The sequence below is a fragment of the Amphritea sp. 1_MG-2023 genome (assembly GCF_030547545.1).
Lineage (GTDB): Bacteria > Pseudomonadota > Gammaproteobacteria > Pseudomonadales > Balneatricaceae > Amphritea.
Window position 1 is genome coordinate 22,164 of record NZ_JAUOQE010000016.1, and the last position, 15,798, is coordinate 37,961.

16 protein-coding genes and 5 tRNA genes are annotated in these 15,798 nt (G+C 46.7%); 15 read left to right on the plus strand and 6 right to left on the minus strand.

Going from position 1 to position 15,798, the window contains the following annotated elements; genetic code table 11:
• The first annotated feature begins 115 nt into the window (after nucleotides 1–115).
• Complete coding sequence (locus tag Q4488_RS10050) at nucleotides 116–574, plus strand: hypothetical protein (RefSeq protein WP_303580338.1); 459 nt, start codon at nucleotides 116–118, stop codon at nucleotides 572–574.
• Nucleotides 575–764: 190 nt separating this feature from the next.
• On the opposite strand, the gene rarD (Q4488_RS10055) is transcribed toward Q4488_RS10050, so the two are convergent.
• The 3 genes from rarD (Q4488_RS10055) to Q4488_RS10065 form a co-directional block, all read right to left on the minus strand.
• Nucleotides 765–1,676, minus strand: coding sequence for an EamA family transporter RarD (gene rarD, locus Q4488_RS10055; RefSeq protein ID WP_303580339.1), 912 nt, complete (start codon nucleotides 1,674–1,676; stop codon nucleotides 765–767).
• Nucleotides 1,677–1,820: 144 nt separating this feature from the next.
• On the minus strand, nucleotides 1,821–2,747 hold the full coding sequence (gene rarD, locus Q4488_RS10060; protein ID WP_303580340.1) for an EamA family transporter RarD: 927 nt from the start codon (nucleotides 2,745–2,747) through the stop codon (nucleotides 1,821–1,823).
• Between the two features lie 10 nt (nucleotides 2,748–2,757).
• The gene (locus Q4488_RS10065; protein ID WP_303580341.1) at nucleotides 2,758–3,741 is read right to left on the minus strand and encodes a nucleoside recognition domain-containing protein; all 984 of its coding nucleotides are present in this window, start codon (nucleotides 3,739–3,741) and stop codon (nucleotides 2,758–2,760) included.
• 146 nt (nucleotides 3,742–3,887) lie between these two features.
• Here Q4488_RS10065 and Q4488_RS10070 point away from each other — a divergent pair, with 146 nt between their 5' ends.
• From Q4488_RS10070 to Q4488_RS10110, 9 genes are all read left to right on the plus strand, one after another.
• Nucleotides 3,888–4,361 (plus strand): Lrp/AsnC family transcriptional regulator, encoded by a 474-nt coding sequence (locus Q4488_RS10070; protein ID WP_303580342.1) that lies wholly within the window; start codon nucleotides 3,888–3,890, stop codon nucleotides 4,359–4,361.
• A gap of 200 nt (nucleotides 4,362–4,561) precedes the next feature.
• Nucleotides 4,562–4,637 (plus strand) — tRNA-Glu (locus Q4488_RS10075).
• A gap of 12 nt (nucleotides 4,638–4,649) precedes the next feature.
• A tRNA-Gly gene (locus Q4488_RS10080) sits at nucleotides 4,650–4,725 on the plus strand.
• A gap of 325 nt (nucleotides 4,726–5,050) precedes the next feature.
• A tRNA-Glu gene (locus Q4488_RS10085) sits at nucleotides 5,051–5,126 on the plus strand.
• An 11-nt stretch (nucleotides 5,127–5,137) separates the two neighbouring features.
• Nucleotides 5,138–5,213, plus strand: a tRNA-Gly gene (locus Q4488_RS10090).
• Between the two features lie 20 nt (nucleotides 5,214–5,233).
• Nucleotides 5,234–5,309: transfer RNA gene (locus Q4488_RS10095), tRNA-Glu, on the plus strand.
• A gap of 134 nt (nucleotides 5,310–5,443) precedes the next feature.
• Nucleotides 5,444–5,875, plus strand: a complete 432-nt coding sequence (locus tag Q4488_RS10100; protein WP_303580343.1) for a hypothetical protein — start codon at nucleotides 5,444–5,446, stop codon at nucleotides 5,873–5,875.
• Complete coding sequence (locus tag Q4488_RS10105; RefSeq protein WP_303580344.1) at nucleotides 5,865–7,064, plus strand: hypothetical protein; 1,200 nt, start codon at nucleotides 5,865–5,867, stop codon at nucleotides 7,062–7,064. Before Q4488_RS10100 ends, Q4488_RS10105 begins: the two co-directional genes overlap by 11 nt.
• 23 nt (nucleotides 7,065–7,087) lie before the next feature.
• Complete coding sequence (locus tag Q4488_RS10110; RefSeq protein ID WP_303580345.1) at nucleotides 7,088–9,946, plus strand: EAL domain-containing protein; 2,859 nt, start codon at nucleotides 7,088–7,090, stop codon at nucleotides 9,944–9,946.
• Nucleotides 9,947–10,002: 56 nt separating this feature from the next.
• Here the strand turns inward: Q4488_RS10110 and Q4488_RS10115 are convergent, their stop codons facing one another.
• Nucleotides 10,003–10,398 (minus strand): PA2817 family protein, encoded by a 396-nt coding sequence (locus Q4488_RS10115; RefSeq protein WP_303580346.1) that lies wholly within the window; start codon nucleotides 10,396–10,398, stop codon nucleotides 10,003–10,005.
• Nucleotides 10,399–10,573: 175 nt separating this feature from the next.
• Between Q4488_RS10115 and Q4488_RS10120 the strand changes: the two genes are divergently transcribed.
• Genes Q4488_RS10120 through Q4488_RS10140 form a run of 5 tightly spaced genes read left to right on the plus strand, consistent with a single transcriptional unit; the run spans nucleotide 10,574 to nucleotide 14,181 of the window.
• Nucleotides 10,574–11,524, plus strand: coding sequence for an ABC transporter ATP-binding protein (locus tag Q4488_RS10120; protein WP_303580347.1), 951 nt, complete (start codon nucleotides 10,574–10,576; stop codon nucleotides 11,522–11,524).
• The gene (locus tag Q4488_RS10125) at nucleotides 11,517–12,290 is read left to right on the plus strand and encodes an ABC transporter permease (RefSeq protein ID WP_303580348.1); all 774 of its coding nucleotides are present in this window, start codon (nucleotides 11,517–11,519) and stop codon (nucleotides 12,288–12,290) included. Before Q4488_RS10120 ends, Q4488_RS10125 begins: the two co-directional genes overlap by 8 nt.
• Nucleotides 12,291–12,301: 11 nt before the next feature.
• Nucleotides 12,302–13,129, plus strand: a complete 828-nt coding sequence (queF, locus tag Q4488_RS10130) for an NADPH-dependent 7-cyano-7-deazaguanine reductase QueF (protein WP_303580349.1) — start codon at nucleotides 12,302–12,304, stop codon at nucleotides 13,127–13,129.
• Nucleotides 13,130–13,140: 11 nt separating this feature from the next.
• A complete protein-coding gene (locus tag Q4488_RS10135; protein WP_303580350.1) occupies nucleotides 13,141–13,692 on the plus strand; it encodes a nitroreductase family protein in 552 nt (183 codons plus the stop codon).
• Between the two features lie 30 nt (nucleotides 13,693–13,722).
• Nucleotides 13,723–14,181, plus strand: a complete 459-nt coding sequence (locus Q4488_RS10140) for a YiiD C-terminal domain-containing protein (protein WP_303580351.1) — start codon at nucleotides 13,723–13,725, stop codon at nucleotides 14,179–14,181.
• Nucleotides 14,182–14,225: 44 nt separating this feature from the next.
• Here Q4488_RS10140 and Q4488_RS10145 read toward each other — a convergent pair whose 3' ends face one another.
• Both Q4488_RS10145 and Q4488_RS10150 read right to left on the minus strand, forming a co-directional pair.
• Entirely contained in the window at nucleotides 14,226–14,786 is a 561-nt protein-coding gene (locus Q4488_RS10145; protein ID WP_303580352.1) for a peptidylprolyl isomerase, read from the minus strand.
• Nucleotides 14,787–14,795: 9 nt separating this feature from the next.
• On the minus strand, nucleotides 14,796–15,575 hold the full coding sequence (locus tag Q4488_RS10150; protein WP_303580353.1) for a DUF4197 domain-containing protein: 780 nt from the start codon (nucleotides 15,573–15,575) through the stop codon (nucleotides 14,796–14,798).
• Between the last annotated feature and the right edge of the window lie 223 nt (nucleotides 15,576–15,798).

The following is a 15,798-nucleotide window of genomic DNA, read 5'->3' on the forward strand; positions in this document are numbered from 1 at the left end:
TGAGGGCAGGGATAGTGTCTCGCGCAGCATCGAGTCATGGCTCATCAGTCAGTGACTAATGGCCGTAGCTGTCGTATTGCAGCGCTACTCGGTATTGGGTGAAAAAGGGGTAAGAATGAAAAAAACGTTTTTTTATCGACTCTTTGGACTTGGTTCTGTCCCCAAGAGATTGCTCCCATTGCTTGAACAGGAGGGTATTGTTGTATCCGATGAAGGAATGAGAGGATGCTTTATAGCAAAACATGTTAATGGACCAAAGAAACGGTATCGGCATCGAGCAGAAAGTTTTTCTGGTTGCCTAGTTGTCACTAGAAAGAGCGTAATTTGTTATACATACGGGAAACGTCAAATCAATATCTCTACTGATGATCCGAAAATAGCAAACCTGTATATCGATCTTATAAAAGACGATACCTTGTGCCTGACATTTGAGTCATCGGCTTTTCGAGAGGGTTGGATGGGGTTAATGACGTTTCGCTTTAATACAAAAAAAGCTCATCAATTTTATGAAGCATTGATCGAAATCGGTGTTCAACAAGGCCCTGCACCGGTCGATGATGCCTTGCGTCAGTGAGCATAACGCCGTCTGTTAGCTGCAGCCTTTAATAAGCTGCACTCTATTGCAGTGAAGCAAAATAGAATATTCGCTTAGATACGCTATCTTTGTTAGGGAAGGTGCGAATAAGTCCGTTATATTCTCTGCGGACATTAGAATGGCCAGATACGCGAAGGCCAGAGGCGTAATTGACTTATTCGCACCTTCCTTAGGTTATCACGGGTTTAATGCGGATTTTGCGGTTGCGCCAGAGACTTTCTGCCGTAAAGAGAACTAAACCGAGCCAAATACAGGCGAAGGTTATCAGGCGCTCACTATTAAGGGGTTCATGATAAACAAGCACGGCCAGTAAGAAGGCGATACTCGGCGCGATATATTGTAGCAGCCCATTCATGGTGAGTGTTAAGCGACGGGCTCCGGCGGCGAAGCAAATAAGCGGTAGACTCGTGACGATGCCTGCTGCGGCTAACAGTAACATGGTAGTGCTACCGCTGTGGATAAAGGTTAACTGACCCTGCTGATGCAGCCAGAATAAGTAAATCAATGCGATGGGGCTGAGAATTAATGTTTCGATCAGTAAGCCGCAAAACGGATCGACAACAATACGTTTACGTAATAAACCATAGAAACCAAAACTGAAGGCCAGCGCTAGCGCAACCCAGGGTAGGCTTCCCAGTAAGATTAGTTGATAGGCGACACCGGCTGTGGCGATTAAAATGGCCAGCCATTGTGCTATGCGCAGCCGTTCACCGAGAAAGATCATGCCTAACAGGACGCTGATCAGTGGATTGATATAGTAGCCCAAAGAGGCTTCTAAGATGCGCTCCTGTGCGACCGCCCAAATAAACACCAGCCAATTGAATGAAATAATGATGGCTGAGACTGTCAGACTCGCGAGCAGTTTTTTCTGACGCAGGTTGCCCAACAGTGTTTGCCAGCGGCCGGTTGCAGCCATAAACAGAGCTAAAAAAATAACCGACCAGATTACTCGATGCGCTACGACCTCAAAAGGACTGACGCTATCCACTAATTTAAAATAAACGGGGATTAAGCCCCACATGCTATAAGCCGCGAGCGCGAATAGAATCCCTTGGTTTTGTTCTTGCTGACTTATTTTCATGGTGGATGCTTATTTCCTTGTGCTTGACCTCTGCCTGTACTGCGAAAAGGTCAAGCCGTGGCAAAATCTTGAGGTCAGTGTATCACTTAATATGTTAAGTAGAACGCACTAAGCCCGTCTATGAGTGAATGGTGGCGCGGGCTTCTAGTTGACCGTCACAGTGGACACAGGAGGGATGACCGGTGCCTGTCGTACCCGCCATATCCCTTCTGCGGTGAATATAATTAGGCCGCTCCATATTAGCACAAAGGTCACCAGTCGATTCAGATCCATAGGCTCCCCGTAAACAGCGACAGCCAGAATAAAGGTGATACTGGGTGTGATATACATCAGTAGCCCATTTATGGTGAGGGGTAACCGTTTGACACCGGCGGCGAAGCAGATCAATGGTAGACTGGTGACAATCCCCGCCGCGACCAGTAGCCAAGATGTGGTGATGTTATCAGTCAGAAAGGTGAGCTGATCATGCTGTGCCAGCCAGAATAGATAGAACAAGGCAAAGGGACTGAGCAGCAAGGTTTCAATTAACAAGCCTGAGAATGGATCTATGACTATTTGTTTACGCAGCAGTCCATAGGTGCCGAAGCTACAAGCCAGTACTAATGCCACCCAGGGTAGGCTGCCTAGTAGTATCAGTTGATAGGCAACACCGGCTACCGCTAGGCATATGGCTATCCATTGTACCTTTCTCAGTCGCTCGCCGAGAAAAACCATACCCAGTAGCAGACTGACCAGTGGGTTTATGAAATAGCCCATTGAGGTTTCCAGTATATGTCCCTGACCGACGGCCCAGATAAAGACTCCCCAGTTAATGGAGATTAAAATAGCGGAGGCGCTAAGACAGGCGAGCAATTTCTTTTGACGAAGATTCTCTGACACAACCTGCCAGCGCCCCGATGCAAGGATGAACAGAGCCATAAAGATGACCGACCAGACAATCCGGTGAGAGAGAATCTCCAGCGGACTGACAGAGGGGATGCTTTTAAAATAGATGGGGAATAACCCCCACATGCTATAAGCCGAGAGCGCGAATAATACCCCTGTACGTCGTTCACTATTATTGAGCGTCATATCGCTGTCCTTAATCTTTAGCTACCGAGTGAAGCAGCCAGCGCTGTTGAGTGTGTTCTGAGGTGCGGTTTAGCCAGCGAGTCATGATAGCAACAAAGATAAAACTAAACGCGAGACGCGCCCAAAGCACACCGGAAAGGTCGGCTCCGAGGGTCATCACCAGTAGGGTATCTTCGATAATACTATGACTGAGGCTGAGTAGGCAGAGGGCGGAAAAACAGTCTTTCGCGCTGATCTTGCCACTCTGTGCTTCTCTGATCAATAGGCCGCCGCCAAACGATAGCCCTAGCGTGACACCGATAATGGTTAATGAGGTTGCCTGCGTGCTAATACCCAGTAGCTTAAGCACCGGTTGTAACAGCCAGATCATCAATCGTTCAATATGAATCCAACGTAGAAAGCGCAGTAAGCTCATGAGTGCTGCGATGATCAAAATGATAACCCCGAAGCTTTTCAGTTGATTCAGGCCCCAGCTTAATAAGCTGTCGTCAGTCACGGGGGGTTGCCACAGCAGTACAACGGGCTGTTGTAGCCAGTCTCCCCAGCGATAGCTGTAATGTAATAAGGCCCCTAGCACTAATGCAGAGAGCAGCCGGATGAGTAGGGCGACCATCAACTTAACCCCAGCCTTTTGTACGATGCGTAGTTCTAATGGCAGGCTATGAGCGATGAGCATCATGCTGCTAAGCACGGTGACTTGAGCGACCGTAAGGTGTTCCTGCGGGGCGAGCTGGAAAAAGATCAGCATGCCTGCGTAGATATTGGTTAATAGCGTGGTGGTCCAGACGAGACCCATTGAGTCGGGTAGGCCGACTAGCTGCATAATGGGCTCTAGTGCCCGACTAATATAAGGAATGGCGCCCAGCTCTTCTAGTAGTTTTACCACCAGTAACACTGGAATCATGATCTTAAAGAGCAGCCGACAGACTTCATAGATCTCCCGTGTCAGTTCAGGGAGCGTGCTATGGCGTAGTTGATTCAATAGCTGTCGCATTAAAGGTGTTTCCGCTAAGGCATGATAATAGAGCGCTAGTCTAAATGAGAATTATGTCCTATGATTTTTTATAAGACGCTAAAAAAGAAATAATATTTTGAAATTATTAATAAAACTTTCCATAAATTAACTTACAGGCGGTTTTTATGTCGTTTAATCTCGATCGCATCGATCGCATCGATCGACGCATTCTCAATCTCCTGCAACAGGATAGTCGAATCAGTAATCAAGCCTTGGCCGAACAGGTCGGCTTATCGCCACCGGCCTGTTTGCGTCGGGTGCGCCGTTTAAGAGAGGCGGGCGTGATTATGGCGGAAGTCGCGCTGCTTAACCCTCGTCTTGTGGGGCGTGCGATTAATGTGATTGTCGAAGTGGAGATGGTGCGCGATCAGTTGGATATCTATGCGGCATTTCAGCGCAAGATGGATGCGGTGCCTGAAGTGACTCAATGTTATCAAGTGACCGGCGAAGTCGATTTTTTGTTGATCTTGATGGTTGAGGATATGGAAAGCTACGAGCGCTTCACGCGTCAATATTTATCAACCGACGCTAACTTGAGTAAATTTCGTACCTTAATCTCTCTGCGAAGGGATAAATTCAGTACCGCTATCCCATTGTAAATTAGGATTGATTGATCGGTTCTGAGCGTGTCGAGGAGGCATTTTCGCTATGACACATGGGCCGTTTTGCGTCAGTGCGGGGTGATGAAGCATTTTTTGCCAAAAATTATGAAAAATATAACAAAATCGACACAAAAGGGTTGACCGAAACAGGCCATATCAATAAGATACGCCCCGTCTTCTGGAAACAGAGCCACAGCGTCCCATTCGTCTAGTGGTCCAGGACACCGCCCTTTCACGGCGGTAACAGGGGTTCGAACCCCCTATGGGACGCCATCTTTTAATGACGCGGAATTAGCTCAGTTGGTAGAGCGGAACCTTGCCAAGGTTCAGGTCGTCGGTTCGAGCCCGATATTCCGCTCCATTTCATTATATCTTCTTTGTTTCTTTGCATCATTTTCTCTGACTACTCTCTCTAATTACTTGCTCTTTCTAATACTGCTATTGTTGCCTTCTTTGTAGTCATTTTTTGAGATGTCTGTTTAGACTTATCTCAATGTTTTTCTGTGTCCGCTTGTCTGCTTGATGCTACCGAAAGTGGCTATCGACGTCAGCGTCTTTAACGTTTTTCGTGGGTGTTGTCTTTGTTTCAATTGAATGTGTTTTTTATGGTTTTTTTGCTTGACGATGGCAGGGTTAGTCATTAATATACGCGCCTCCTCTGATGACGAGGAGATACAAACTGTTTTGTCCCATTCGTCTAGTGGCCTAGGACACCGCCCTTTCACGGCGGTAACAGGGGTTCGAACCCCCTATGGGACGCCACCTTTTGTAACGCGGAATTAGCTCAGTTGGTAGAGCGGAACCTTGCCAAGGTTCAGGTCGTCGGTTCGAGCCCGATATTCCGCTCCAATATATGTTCATCAATATGCGTCCCATTCGTCTAGTGGTCTAGGACACCGCCCTTTCACGGCGGTAACAGGGGTTCGAACCCCCTATGGGACGCCACTTTTCTTGCTTTTCTCTGTTTTTCTCATGCCCTCTGTGCATCAAAATAGCCAAATTTTTGTGATAGATCATTCTTTGTCTAATGAGCTTCGTATATACTCATTATCTTAATGATTTGATAGGTAATCATTTTAATGGTTTGGTTGATAAGGATATCGCTGCTCTTCGTTGTCGTACTGAGTCTTTCTGCCGAGAAAGCTGTTTCGCATTCAGTGATCGTCTCTCAAGACGTTAAAGAACAAACGCTCAATAGAAATTTTCTGTTTGCCGTATTTTCAATGCGCGTGACTCGTTGGCCTGATGGGCGGCCAGTACGAGTCTTTGTGTTGCCCGATAGACACCCTCTGCATAGCCTGTTCGTCAAACAGCAACTGCAAATTTTTCCTTATCAGTTACGAAATAAATGGGATCGTCAGATTTTTACTGGCGCAGGCACTGAACCTGAACAGGTGGATACCATGGATGAAATGTATCAAAAAATCAGTCGCACTAAGGGAGCAATAGGCTATATCGATGATTCGTTTAAGCTTAACCTTGAGAAAGTGAGGGTGATCGATGAATTTTAATTATATCTCCGCTGTGCTGTTCTCAGGTTTGAGTTTGATCGCTTCGATCAGTTATGCCAATGACTTCGATGAAAATTTGTCGGTGAATGGCTTCGTTACTCAGGGTTTTTTCTATACCGATGATAATAATGTCTATGGTGAAAGTAGTGACAATGGCTCGTTTGATTTCCATGAAATCGGCTTAAACGCCGCTTACCGCTTTACACCTAAATTGCGTGGGGCGGTTCAGTTGATGTCGCGTCAGGCGGGGGAGATCGATAATGGTGAGCCTAAGCTCGATTATGCTTTGCTAGATTACCGTTTTACTGACTCTGTCGAACAGGCGTTTGGAGTGCGAATCGGGCGACTCAAAGTGCCTTTTGGTTTTTACAATGAAACTCGCGATGTAGCCTTTACTCGGCCCGGTATCATGTTACCGCAATCTATTTATTTTGATCAGGCGCGTGACCTAGAGTTATCGATCGACGGTGCGATTTTATATGGTTCTATATCGGTGCCCAGTGGTTGGCTTGATATCGATCTGCTGTATGGCAGTCCGCAAACGGATACCAATGTTGAATATGCCTATCTTTCCATGGATGCCGCCGGTAAATTCGACGATTCTGAGGGGGTGATGGGGCGGGTGATCTTCAATTCGGATGGCGGGCGAGTACGTATCGGGACAACACTGGCCGAATATCGGTTGGGATATGAACCCGCTGGTGGCTCATGGCCGTATGAGTTTAACGAAGGGGATCTTAAGCTCAATGTGGCGATGTTGTCGGCACAGTACAATACCGAGCATTGGAGTCTCACCGGTGAATATATGGTGCATGATATTGACTGGACCGAGCTAGGCGGGATTTTCTCGCTACGCCCTAAAACACCGTTGGAGTCTTATTATCTACAGCTACAGTATCGGGTGAATTCTCAATGGGATCTGTTGCTGCGTTATGATCACCTGATGCTCGATGGTAATGATCCTCAAGGTAAGTTGAATAGTCAGTTATTTGGCAAAAAAGCGTATGATTTTTATAGTAAGGATATTGTCTTAGGGGTTGGTTGGCAGCCTAATTCTGATTGGTTGTTTCGTGCCGAGCTACATAATGTAGAAGGTACTGGTTGGGCGGCCGAGCAAGATAACCCCGATACCGGAACGTTGAAGAAGCATTGGCATATTTTTGCTTTACAAGCGACCTATCGTTTTTAAGTTTTGATATTGTGAGATAGCGTATGGTGAAGAGTAGTGCTCACAGTCGATTTTTGAGTCTCCGGTGGAAGATTTTTATCCTCTTGGTCGTGGTTTTAGTTGGGGTACAGGGAATGTATGCCTTCTTTTCACTCTCGCAACTAAATGAACAGTTTAGAGTGCAACGTGAACAGATTAATTTGTCGGAAGTGGCGCGTCTCGACGGTTCAGTTAAATCCTCTTATCAGCGTTTGCTCGAAGTGGCAGAATTGTTACCTCTGATCGACAGTCGAGCCGAAGCGCATGATTCCAGTCCACTGACTCAACTGAGTCAGATGATTACCCGCCAGTTCGATGCGTTTCAGTTAACGGGCTCGGTGAATTCCGCTTATCTGTATGATAATCACGCGCGTATGGTGGGGTTCTGGGGTGAGCAGGTGGATGTTAGCGCTAAGGATATTCAGCAAGTCTATGATACTGAGCGGCCGCTACGAAAGTTGGTCTGTACCTCGGTGTGCCTCCGCTATGTAGCCATTCCGATTCAGATGGCGGGAGAAAAGCAGGGCGTGCTGATGGTCGGCCGTTTTTTATATGATGTTATTTATGATATCAAGCAGCAGACCAAGCTCGATATTGGGCTGGCGTTGCAAACCCCTGGACGGGTGGGTGAATTAGATCACTGGGGTTTATCGATTGATTCATTGACTAATCGAGTTAGAAATCAGGAACTGTTAGAGCAGTTGAGTCTGCAGCAAGCCTTTAATCCGGCAGGGGGGAGTTACGTCCTCGAATATAACGATCGTTACTTTGAAGTGCTTTTTTCACCCTTGCAAGGCGTCAGCGAGGGACACGCCTACTGGGTTGTGTTGGATGATATTTCGGGACATCTGCAGAGTATTCGTCAGAGCTTGATGAATTATTTGTTATTGGGGTTGGGCGGGATTCTGACGGCGTTAGTGTTGCTATCGTTATTGCTTGAAAAGCCGATTCAGTTTTTTACACAATTAGCAGAAGAGATGTCTCGGCTGAGTCGAGGCGAATTTAGTGAATTTCGCATAACCTTGGGACAGTTTCGTCATCGAGACAAGATTTTTGGTGAGGATGAAAGAGATCTGTTGGTGCAGAGCTCTATCGTCTTGAGTGAGCAGCTGGAAAAGCTTGAGGATGAAGTGGATGAGCGAACTGATAGCCTCGAAAGAAGTCGATTGGCACTGACTCAAGAGCGTGATTTTCTGTTCGGTCTAATGGAGACCGCGCCGCTGGTTATTATTACTCAAAATGCCAAGGGTCATTTACGTAGCGTCAATCATTTTGGTTTACAGTTAATGTCGCTGGATAGCCATTCTTTCCGTAAAGCGACGTTTATCGATACCTTACAACGGGAAGAGGAGCGGCTCGATTTTCTTACTAATACGCAGCGCTTGGTGGAGGGGCTTGAGACGGAAGTGCGCACGGATAGCGTGTTATTGGATGAGAGTGGTAATCGACATGATCTGTCTTGGATTCATGTGCGTTTACGAGAATCTCAAGATGAGCCGCTGATGCTGAGCATTGGTATGGATATCAGTGATCGTAAGTTAGCTGAGCGCCGCCTGCAGTGGTTAGTCAATCATGATCCGCTGACGGAGCGACCAAATCGGCTGTTCTTTATGAGCTGTCTTAATGATGCGATTGGGCAAAGCCGTGCCCCTGCAGCGCATATCGCGGTATTGTTTGTTGATCTGGATCGCTTTAAAGAGGTGAACGACTCACTGGGTCATGCGGTGGGGGATAAGCTTCTGAAAGTGGCGACTCGGCGTATCGGTGAGTGTATTCGTGACAATGACCTTTTGGCACGACAAGGAGGCGATGAGTTTAGTGTACTGCTCACCAGTATTCGTGATCTTGAGGGCGCTGAAGTGGCGGCCAGTAAAATACTGCAAGCGTTTCAGCAGCCCTTCAAGATTAATGAGTATGAAATCGTCGTCACCGTGAGTATCGGTATCAGTCTGTTTCCAGACCATGGAACGGATGCCGCGACGTTAATCAAGCATGCCGATGTGGCGATGTTTCAGGCTAAAGATGCCGGTAAAAACTGCTATTACATCTATGATGTTGAAAAGGATCATCAGCGTTTTGAGCGCTTCTCATTGGGCGCGGATCTGCGTAAAGCGATTCAAAACGATGAGTTAGTACTTTATTATCAGCCTCAGGTGGATGCCGTCACTCATCGTGTGGTGGGGGCGGAAGCGTTGGTGCGCTGGCAACATCCGACAGTTGGACTATTATCGCCGGATCGTTTTATACCGTTAGCTGAAGAGTTGGATCTGATTATCCCCTTAGGGGAGTGGGTCTTGCGTGAAGCGTGCCGGCAGATGCAAGCTTGGATCCGTGCGGGGCTGACAACAATAAAGGTGTCGGTCAATCTAGCGGGACAACAAATCGCTCATAAGCGTCTGATTGATAGCGTCGAAGAAGCGTTGCAAGTATCGGGATTAAGTCCTGAACGTCTTGAACTTGAGGTGACGGAAAACTTCGTCATTCGTCAGCCTGAGATGGCGATAGGAAAACTAACATACCTGCGAGAGCAGGGTATTACCTTGGCAATGGATGACTTTGGAACGGGTTATTCATCACTCAGTTACTTGAAGAAGCTACCGATTGATCGGTTGAAAATTGATCGCAGCTTTGTCAAGGATATTGGTATTGATCACAGCGATGAATCGATCATTAAGGCAACGCTAGCGATGTGTGACTCGTTGGGGTTAGAGGTTGTTGCTGAGGGGGTTGAAACCCGTGAGCAGCTAGTGTTCTTACAAGAGAATAACTGTCAAATCATTCAAGGTTACTATTTTAGCAAGCCTTTACCCGCCGATGTGTTTATGCAGTATATGAGTCGCTCGCAGCCGTTGACGGATAGCTGATATAACAGATACTCTTCAACAGCTTAGCGATTGTTCAGTGGTTATCTTTAACGGGTTTAATTCTGTGCAAACAGGCTAGCGCGGGTGTTGATATAGTCAAACTCTTCACCTTGTTCCTCGGCGGCAAAGCGGAGTTCATCAAGACGTTGAAATTTTTCCAGCTCGATATCCGCCATGTTATGCAGGCAATTGCCACCGAAAAACCATAACAGATCACGAGCGATCAGATGGGCTAATTGAGGGTACATTCGAAAAGCCCGCTCAAAAAATATCTCACCATCTTCATAGATAGTCGGTTTACTCTCTTCAAAGTCGTGAATTAGCTGTTGAAAATCAAGAATAAACTGTTCTTCCTCTGTCGAAATGTCTTCCAGCGTGAACGGTTCTTGACGAATGAAATTGTTATATGCAATTTTCAAAAAGTTGAGATGGTGAAACTGATAGGCGTTCATAGAGTTCCGGTGCTGTAATCAGCGAGTCAGGTGTACGATCGTATCTAACGATATAAAATGGCTATTCTAACCTAGAATTTAAGCGACCGTCACCGTTGAAATGGTCAGCACTCGTCCCCATCTATGCTGTTTACTTGAATAAGTATTCCCTCTTAGATATACCACAGGAAACTGCATGACAACTGCACTCTCCATTAAAGATCTACGCAAAGTTTACGCCAACGGTTTTGAAGCGCTCAAAGGTATCTCATTTGAGGTGCAAGAAGGTGACTTTTTTGCTTTGTTAGGCCCCAATGGGGCCGGTAAATCTACCACGTTGGGCATCGTCTCATCGTTGGTGAATAAAACCAGCGGACAGGTTGAAGTATTTGGTTACAACCTTGATAACCAGGCCGATAGAGCTAAGTGTGAATTGGGTGTCGTGCCACAAGAGTTTAATTTTAATATGTTCGAAAAAGTCGAAGATATTTTGATTACTCAAGCTGGCTTTTATGGCATTCCAGCAGCCGAGGCGAAAAAGCGCAGTGATTTTTACCTGCGTAAGCTCGGTTTATGGGATAAGCGAGAGGAACCCTCGAGAAGCCTGTCTGGCGGGATGAAACGACGTTTGATGATTGCCCGCGCGTTAATACATGAGCCGCGTTTGCTTATTTTGGATGAACCAACGGCCGGCGTTGATATCGAGTTACGCCGTTCTATGTGGGAATTTCTACAAGAGCTCAATGCCAGCGGTACGACGATTATCTTAACCACACACTATCTTGAAGAAGCTGAGAGCCTGTGTCGCCATATTGGTATTATCGATGGTGGCGTGATTGTTAAAAACTCCAGCATGCGCGACTTGCTGCAACAACTGAATACCGAAACCTTTATTCTTGATATCAATCGCTCATTGACGGAATGCCCCGTATTAGAGGGGTATGCGGTATCGATTCAGGGGGATAATACATTGCGAGTCGATGTGGCCAAGTCTCAAGGCATGAATGGTTTATTTAGTCAGCTAAGTGAGCAAGGGATCGAGGTGACGAGTATGCGCAATAAAAGTAATCGCTTGGAGGAACTGTTTGTTTCGCTGGTAGATAAGACACTGGATGCGAAACAACAGGGGAGCGACAAGGATGAGTAATCGACAACTGTTTATCGCTTTTTGGACTTTGCTGGTTAAGGAAGTGCGCCGTTTCACCCGCATCTGGGCACAGACGTTGTTACCCCCTGCGATTACCATGACGCTCTATTTTATCATTTTTGGTAATCTCATCGGTGCACGCATTGGTGCAATGGATGGTTTTGATTACATGCAGTTTATCGTGCCGGGTCTGATAATGATGTCGGTTATCACTAACTCCTACAGCAATGTGGTGTCTTCGTTTTATAGCACTAAATTTCAGCGTCATATCGAAGAGTTGTTGGTTTCACCCACGCCGAACTGGATTATTTTGGCCGGTTATATCTTCGGCGGTTCGGTGCGCGGCTTATTGGTCGGATTAATTGTTACCACGTTATCGCTGTTCTTTACCGATCTGCATATTCATAATATCTGGATTATCACCTCGATTGTCTTTTTGACTGCGATTCTGTTTTCATTGGGCGGGTTTATTAATGCGATTTTTGCGAATAGTTTCGATCATATATCAATCATTCCGACCTTCGTGTTGACACCACTGACGTACCTAGGTGGCGTATTTTATTCGATTACTCTGTTACCTGAGTTTTGGCAAGGGGTGTCGCAGTTAAACCCAATCCTGTATATGGTTAATACATTTCGTTATGGCATTTTGGGGGTCAGCGATATTAATATTGGTATGGCCTATGCCATCATCATCGGTGTGATTGTGGTGTTGTTTAGTTACTCAATGCACTTACTGAATACCGGTAAAGGCATACGTCAGTAGAGAGGTGGCAGATGAAAGATCAACACAACGCTTTGGATCACGCACCGTTGGGAGCCGATACGGAGTATGTCAATCAGTACGATGCATCGTTGTTGTACCCGATCGCTCGGGATTTGAATTGGCAAGCGCAGGGTGTTGAGCGAAGCAGCTTACCTTTTCACGGCTGTGATATTTGGAACGCCTATGAAGTGTCTTGGCTGAATAGTCGAGGCAAGCCCGTGGTTCGCTTAGCTGAGTTTCGGATTCCTGCCGATAGTCTGCATATCATCGAATCAAAATCATTTAAGCTGTATCTTAACTCCTTCAATCTGACGCGTTTTAGTTCAGAAAGTGATGTGCAATCGCGGCTGATGGACGATTTATCCGCCGTCGCGGGTGGTACCGTTGAGGTCATATTGCAGCCTGTGGATAGCCCTGCGGTGATCAGTTACTTTGAGGGTGAGTGTTTAGATGAAATCGATATCGAGGTGGTTGATTATAGCCCCGCGCCGCAGCGTCTGAGTGCGGCAGGGAAGGTGATCGAGGAATCGCTTTATAGTCACCTGCTGAAATCGAATTGCCCGGTAACAGGTCAACCCGATTGGGCCAGTATTGCGATTGACTATCGTGGCCCAGCTATCGATAAAGCCGGATTGCTCCAATATTTGATCTCTTACCGTGAGCACGGTGATTTTCATGAGCAGTGTGTCGAATCCATCTTTATGGATATCTGGCAGGTTTGTCAGCCAGAAGCATTGACCGTCTATGCCCGTTATTTGAGACGCGGAGGGCTGGATATTAATCCATGGCGCAGTAGTGAGGCCGGTCAACCGGATAATCTGCGTTTAAGTCGTCAATAATAGGAGTGAATATGGACGCATTGGAAAATCTACATCAGCGAGTGTCTATCCCTGCACTTGAAGCGCCGGGGCCTAGCGCACAGCAGTTAGATAATATGTATCGTGCGGCACTTAGGGCTCCGGATCATGGTGCGATACAGCCATGGCGCTTTCTGAATATTGCCGGTGATGCACGTCAGAAATTGGGTGAGCTATACCTTCAAGCGGCAGCAACCGATCAATCGTTGTCGCCTGAACAGCAAACGAAGTTTAGTAACATGCCGCTACGGGCACCGTTGATTATTGTGGCTATTGCGGCAACTAAAGATCACCCAAAAGTGTCACGTTCTGAGCAAGTGATAGCGGCCGGTTGTGCTGTACAGAATATGTTATTGGCGGCCCACGCGCAGGGATTAGGGGCGATTTGGCGAACCGGTGCGTTAGCCTATCACCCAGTTGTTATGGACGGCTTAGGGTTACAGGAAGGCGAAGAGATTATCGGCTATCTCTATGTTGGAACACCGATGCGTCAGCGTGCTGTGCCTCAGCCGGATATTAGTCAATTTGTTAGTGACTGGGGTTAGCCTTTCGATCAACGACACAGAGCTTATGTGATGAATCATCAGCAATCAGCAGAAACCTTTCAGTTATGGCTCAAAGATCAGATTCCATTAATTAACCATATGGGGCTAGATGCCCCTGTTTATGATGGTCAGTGTTTGGTTTTGTCGGCGGCACTCGCACCCAATGTGAATGATAAAGGCACTGGGTTTGGCGGTTCATTGGCGACGCTGGCCACGTTATGTGGTTGGGCGCTGGTAACGCTATACCTGCGAGAACAAGGACATGATTGCGATGTTATGATTCGCGATAGTCAATTGAATTATTTAGCGCCGATCAACGATGATTTTGTGGCCGTTACGCGTCTCCCTGAACAGGCCGAGTTAGATGGTTTTATGAATTATCTGCAGGCTAAAGGGCGTGCCCGACTCAAGCTTGAGGTGGAGATTCGACAGGGTGATAAAGTCGCAATGACTCTAGCCGGCGCGTATGTCGCGGTGGAGAGGCTTTAAAGGCCAAGGTTCGAAGTTTAAAGTCCGAACCTCGGATGGTGGTGTTATTTCAAACTGACACTCTGAATCAGGATGGGGTCAAGTGGGACATCTTTGTAAGGGCCCTGACGACCGGTTTGTACATGACCTATCTGAGTGATGACATCGATACCGCTGATCACCTTACCGAAGACTGTGTAGCCTGGGCGTGAGCCCTTGGCATTGAGAAATTCGTTGTTTTTCAGGTTGATAAAAAACTGCGAAGTCGCACTGTGAGGATCATTGGTGCGTGCCATCGCAATGGTGCCACGCATATTAGGCAGTCCTTCTACTGATTCGTTACGCACGGGCGGTAAGGTATCCTTTTTTTCCAGATCGACACTGAAACCTCCCCCTTGAATCATAAAGTTATCGATGACACGGTGGAAAATAGTATCGCTGTATAAACCATTGTCGACATAACGCAGGAAGTTAGCGACTGTCAGTGGTGCTTGTTCAGGCAAGAGTTCTAATTCGATCACGCCCGCGCTGGTGGTCATTACCACCACTGGGTTTATCTCATCGGCAACAGCCGTATTTAACAGGGTGACGCTCAGTAGAAGAGACAGCAGGTATTTCTTAAGCATTATTATTCCTTAAAAGTTAAATACTTGTTTCAATAGATCGGTAGTACGGGCGGCAGGGTTTTCACGAATCTTTTTCTCTTCTGCTGCCAACATGGTAAACAGACCATCCAATGCGCCTTCGGTTACATAGTCTTCAAGATTATAGTTCTGCGCGAGATCGCCCACCATTGGCACTTGTGAGGCCTGTTGCGTCAGATCGCTATAAGATTTAGTCACTCCAACCTGTTCCATTGAGCTTTTGATGGAGGGACGAAACAGTTCTTCTAAACGAGTCGAGGTTTTTTCGCGGAAATATTCCGTTGCGGCATTATCCGAACCGTTAAGAATCGTACGGGCATCTTCGATGCTCATCTCTTTGATCGCCCCGACTAGAATCTCTGTCGCTTCGGGTGCGGCTTGTTCTGCCGCGCGGTTCATACTCAGTTCAAACGCTTCTACCTGCGACCCAAGCCCGAACTTTTTCAGCAGACTGCTAACCTTTTCTACTTGATCCGGTAGCGGGATTTTTATCTGATCATTATTGAAGTAGCCGTTTTCTTGGCTCACTGATTCAATCGCTTCACGGCTGCCGACTTCCAATGCTTCTTTTAAGCCTGCGATGACCGTGTCATAACTCAAGCTACTATCTGCGCTACTGGTTGAGGTGGAGCCGCTCTGTTGGCTTTCGAGTAATTGTTTACCGCCTTCTTCTACTTTCTTCAGTAGGTCACCGAAGCCGCCAAAAGCGGTAGCAGTGAGACTGCAGGTGAACAGCGTGATAGCAACTTTGCTAAGAGTCTTGTTACGCATAGTGTGTACTCCGAATGGGATGACCGATCTATTTACTGCAGTCTAATCATTAATGCTTAAAATAACCTTAATCATTATGCCGATAAGGGCGAGAATTGCTGAAAATGTTTTGCATATCGGTTTATAAATCAAAACTTTACCTTTCTTAACATTTTAGCGGCTTATTTTTTTAATTCATCAGTTTAAAGTAAATGTATAGACGCACGCGCGATGTTTAGGTGGC

What these genes read in the sequence shown, in the direction of transcription:
- Q4488_RS10050 (WP_303580338.1), top strand. Translation starts at nt 116, where the DNA reads ATGAAAAAAACGTTTTTTTATCGACTCTTTGGACTTGGTTCTGTCCCC.
- rarD (WP_303580339.1), bottom strand. Translation starts at nt 1,676, where the DNA reads ATGAAAATAAGTCAGCAAGAACAAAACCAAGGGATTCTATTCGCGCTC.
- Q4488_RS10065 (WP_303580341.1), bottom strand. Translation starts at nt 3,741, where the DNA reads ATGCGACAGCTATTGAATCAACTACGCCATAGCACGCTCCCTGAACTG.
- queF (WP_303580349.1), top strand. Translation starts at nt 12,302, where the DNA reads ATGAAAGATCAACACAACGCTTTGGATCACGCACCGTTGGGAGCCGAT.
- Q4488_RS10125 (WP_303580348.1), top strand. Translation starts at nt 11,517, where the DNA reads ATGAGTAATCGACAACTGTTTATCGCTTTTTGGACTTTGCTGGTTAAG.
- Q4488_RS10140 (WP_303580351.1), top strand. Translation starts at nt 13,723, where the DNA reads ATGAATCATCAGCAATCAGCAGAAACCTTTCAGTTATGGCTCAAAGAT.
- Q4488_RS10145 (WP_303580352.1), bottom strand. Translation starts at nt 14,786, where the DNA reads ATGCTTAAGAAATACCTGCTGTCTCTTCTACTGAGCGTCACCCTGTTA.
- Q4488_RS10110 (WP_303580345.1), top strand. Translation starts at nt 7,088, where the DNA reads ATGGTGAAGAGTAGTGCTCACAGTCGATTTTTGAGTCTCCGGTGGAAG.
- rarD (WP_303580340.1), bottom strand. Translation starts at nt 2,747, where the DNA reads ATGACGCTCAATAATAGTGAACGACGTACAGGGGTATTATTCGCGCTC.
- Q4488_RS10070 (WP_303580342.1), top strand. Translation starts at nt 3,888, where the DNA reads ATGTCGTTTAATCTCGATCGCATCGATCGCATCGATCGACGCATTCTC.
- Q4488_RS10150 (WP_303580353.1), bottom strand. Translation starts at nt 15,575, where the DNA reads ATGCGTAACAAGACTCTTAGCAAAGTTGCTATCACGCTGTTCACCTGC.
- Q4488_RS10120 (WP_303580347.1), top strand. Translation starts at nt 10,574, where the DNA reads ATGACAACTGCACTCTCCATTAAAGATCTACGCAAAGTTTACGCCAAC.
- Q4488_RS10135 (WP_303580350.1), top strand. Translation starts at nt 13,141, where the DNA reads ATGGACGCATTGGAAAATCTACATCAGCGAGTGTCTATCCCTGCACTT.
- Q4488_RS10115 (WP_303580346.1), bottom strand. Translation starts at nt 10,398, where the DNA reads ATGAACGCCTATCAGTTTCACCATCTCAACTTTTTGAAAATTGCATAT.
- Q4488_RS10105 (WP_303580344.1), top strand. Translation starts at nt 5,865, where the DNA reads ATGAATTTTAATTATATCTCCGCTGTGCTGTTCTCAGGTTTGAGTTTG.
- Q4488_RS10100 (WP_303580343.1), top strand. Translation starts at nt 5,444, where the DNA reads ATGGTTTGGTTGATAAGGATATCGCTGCTCTTCGTTGTCGTACTGAGT.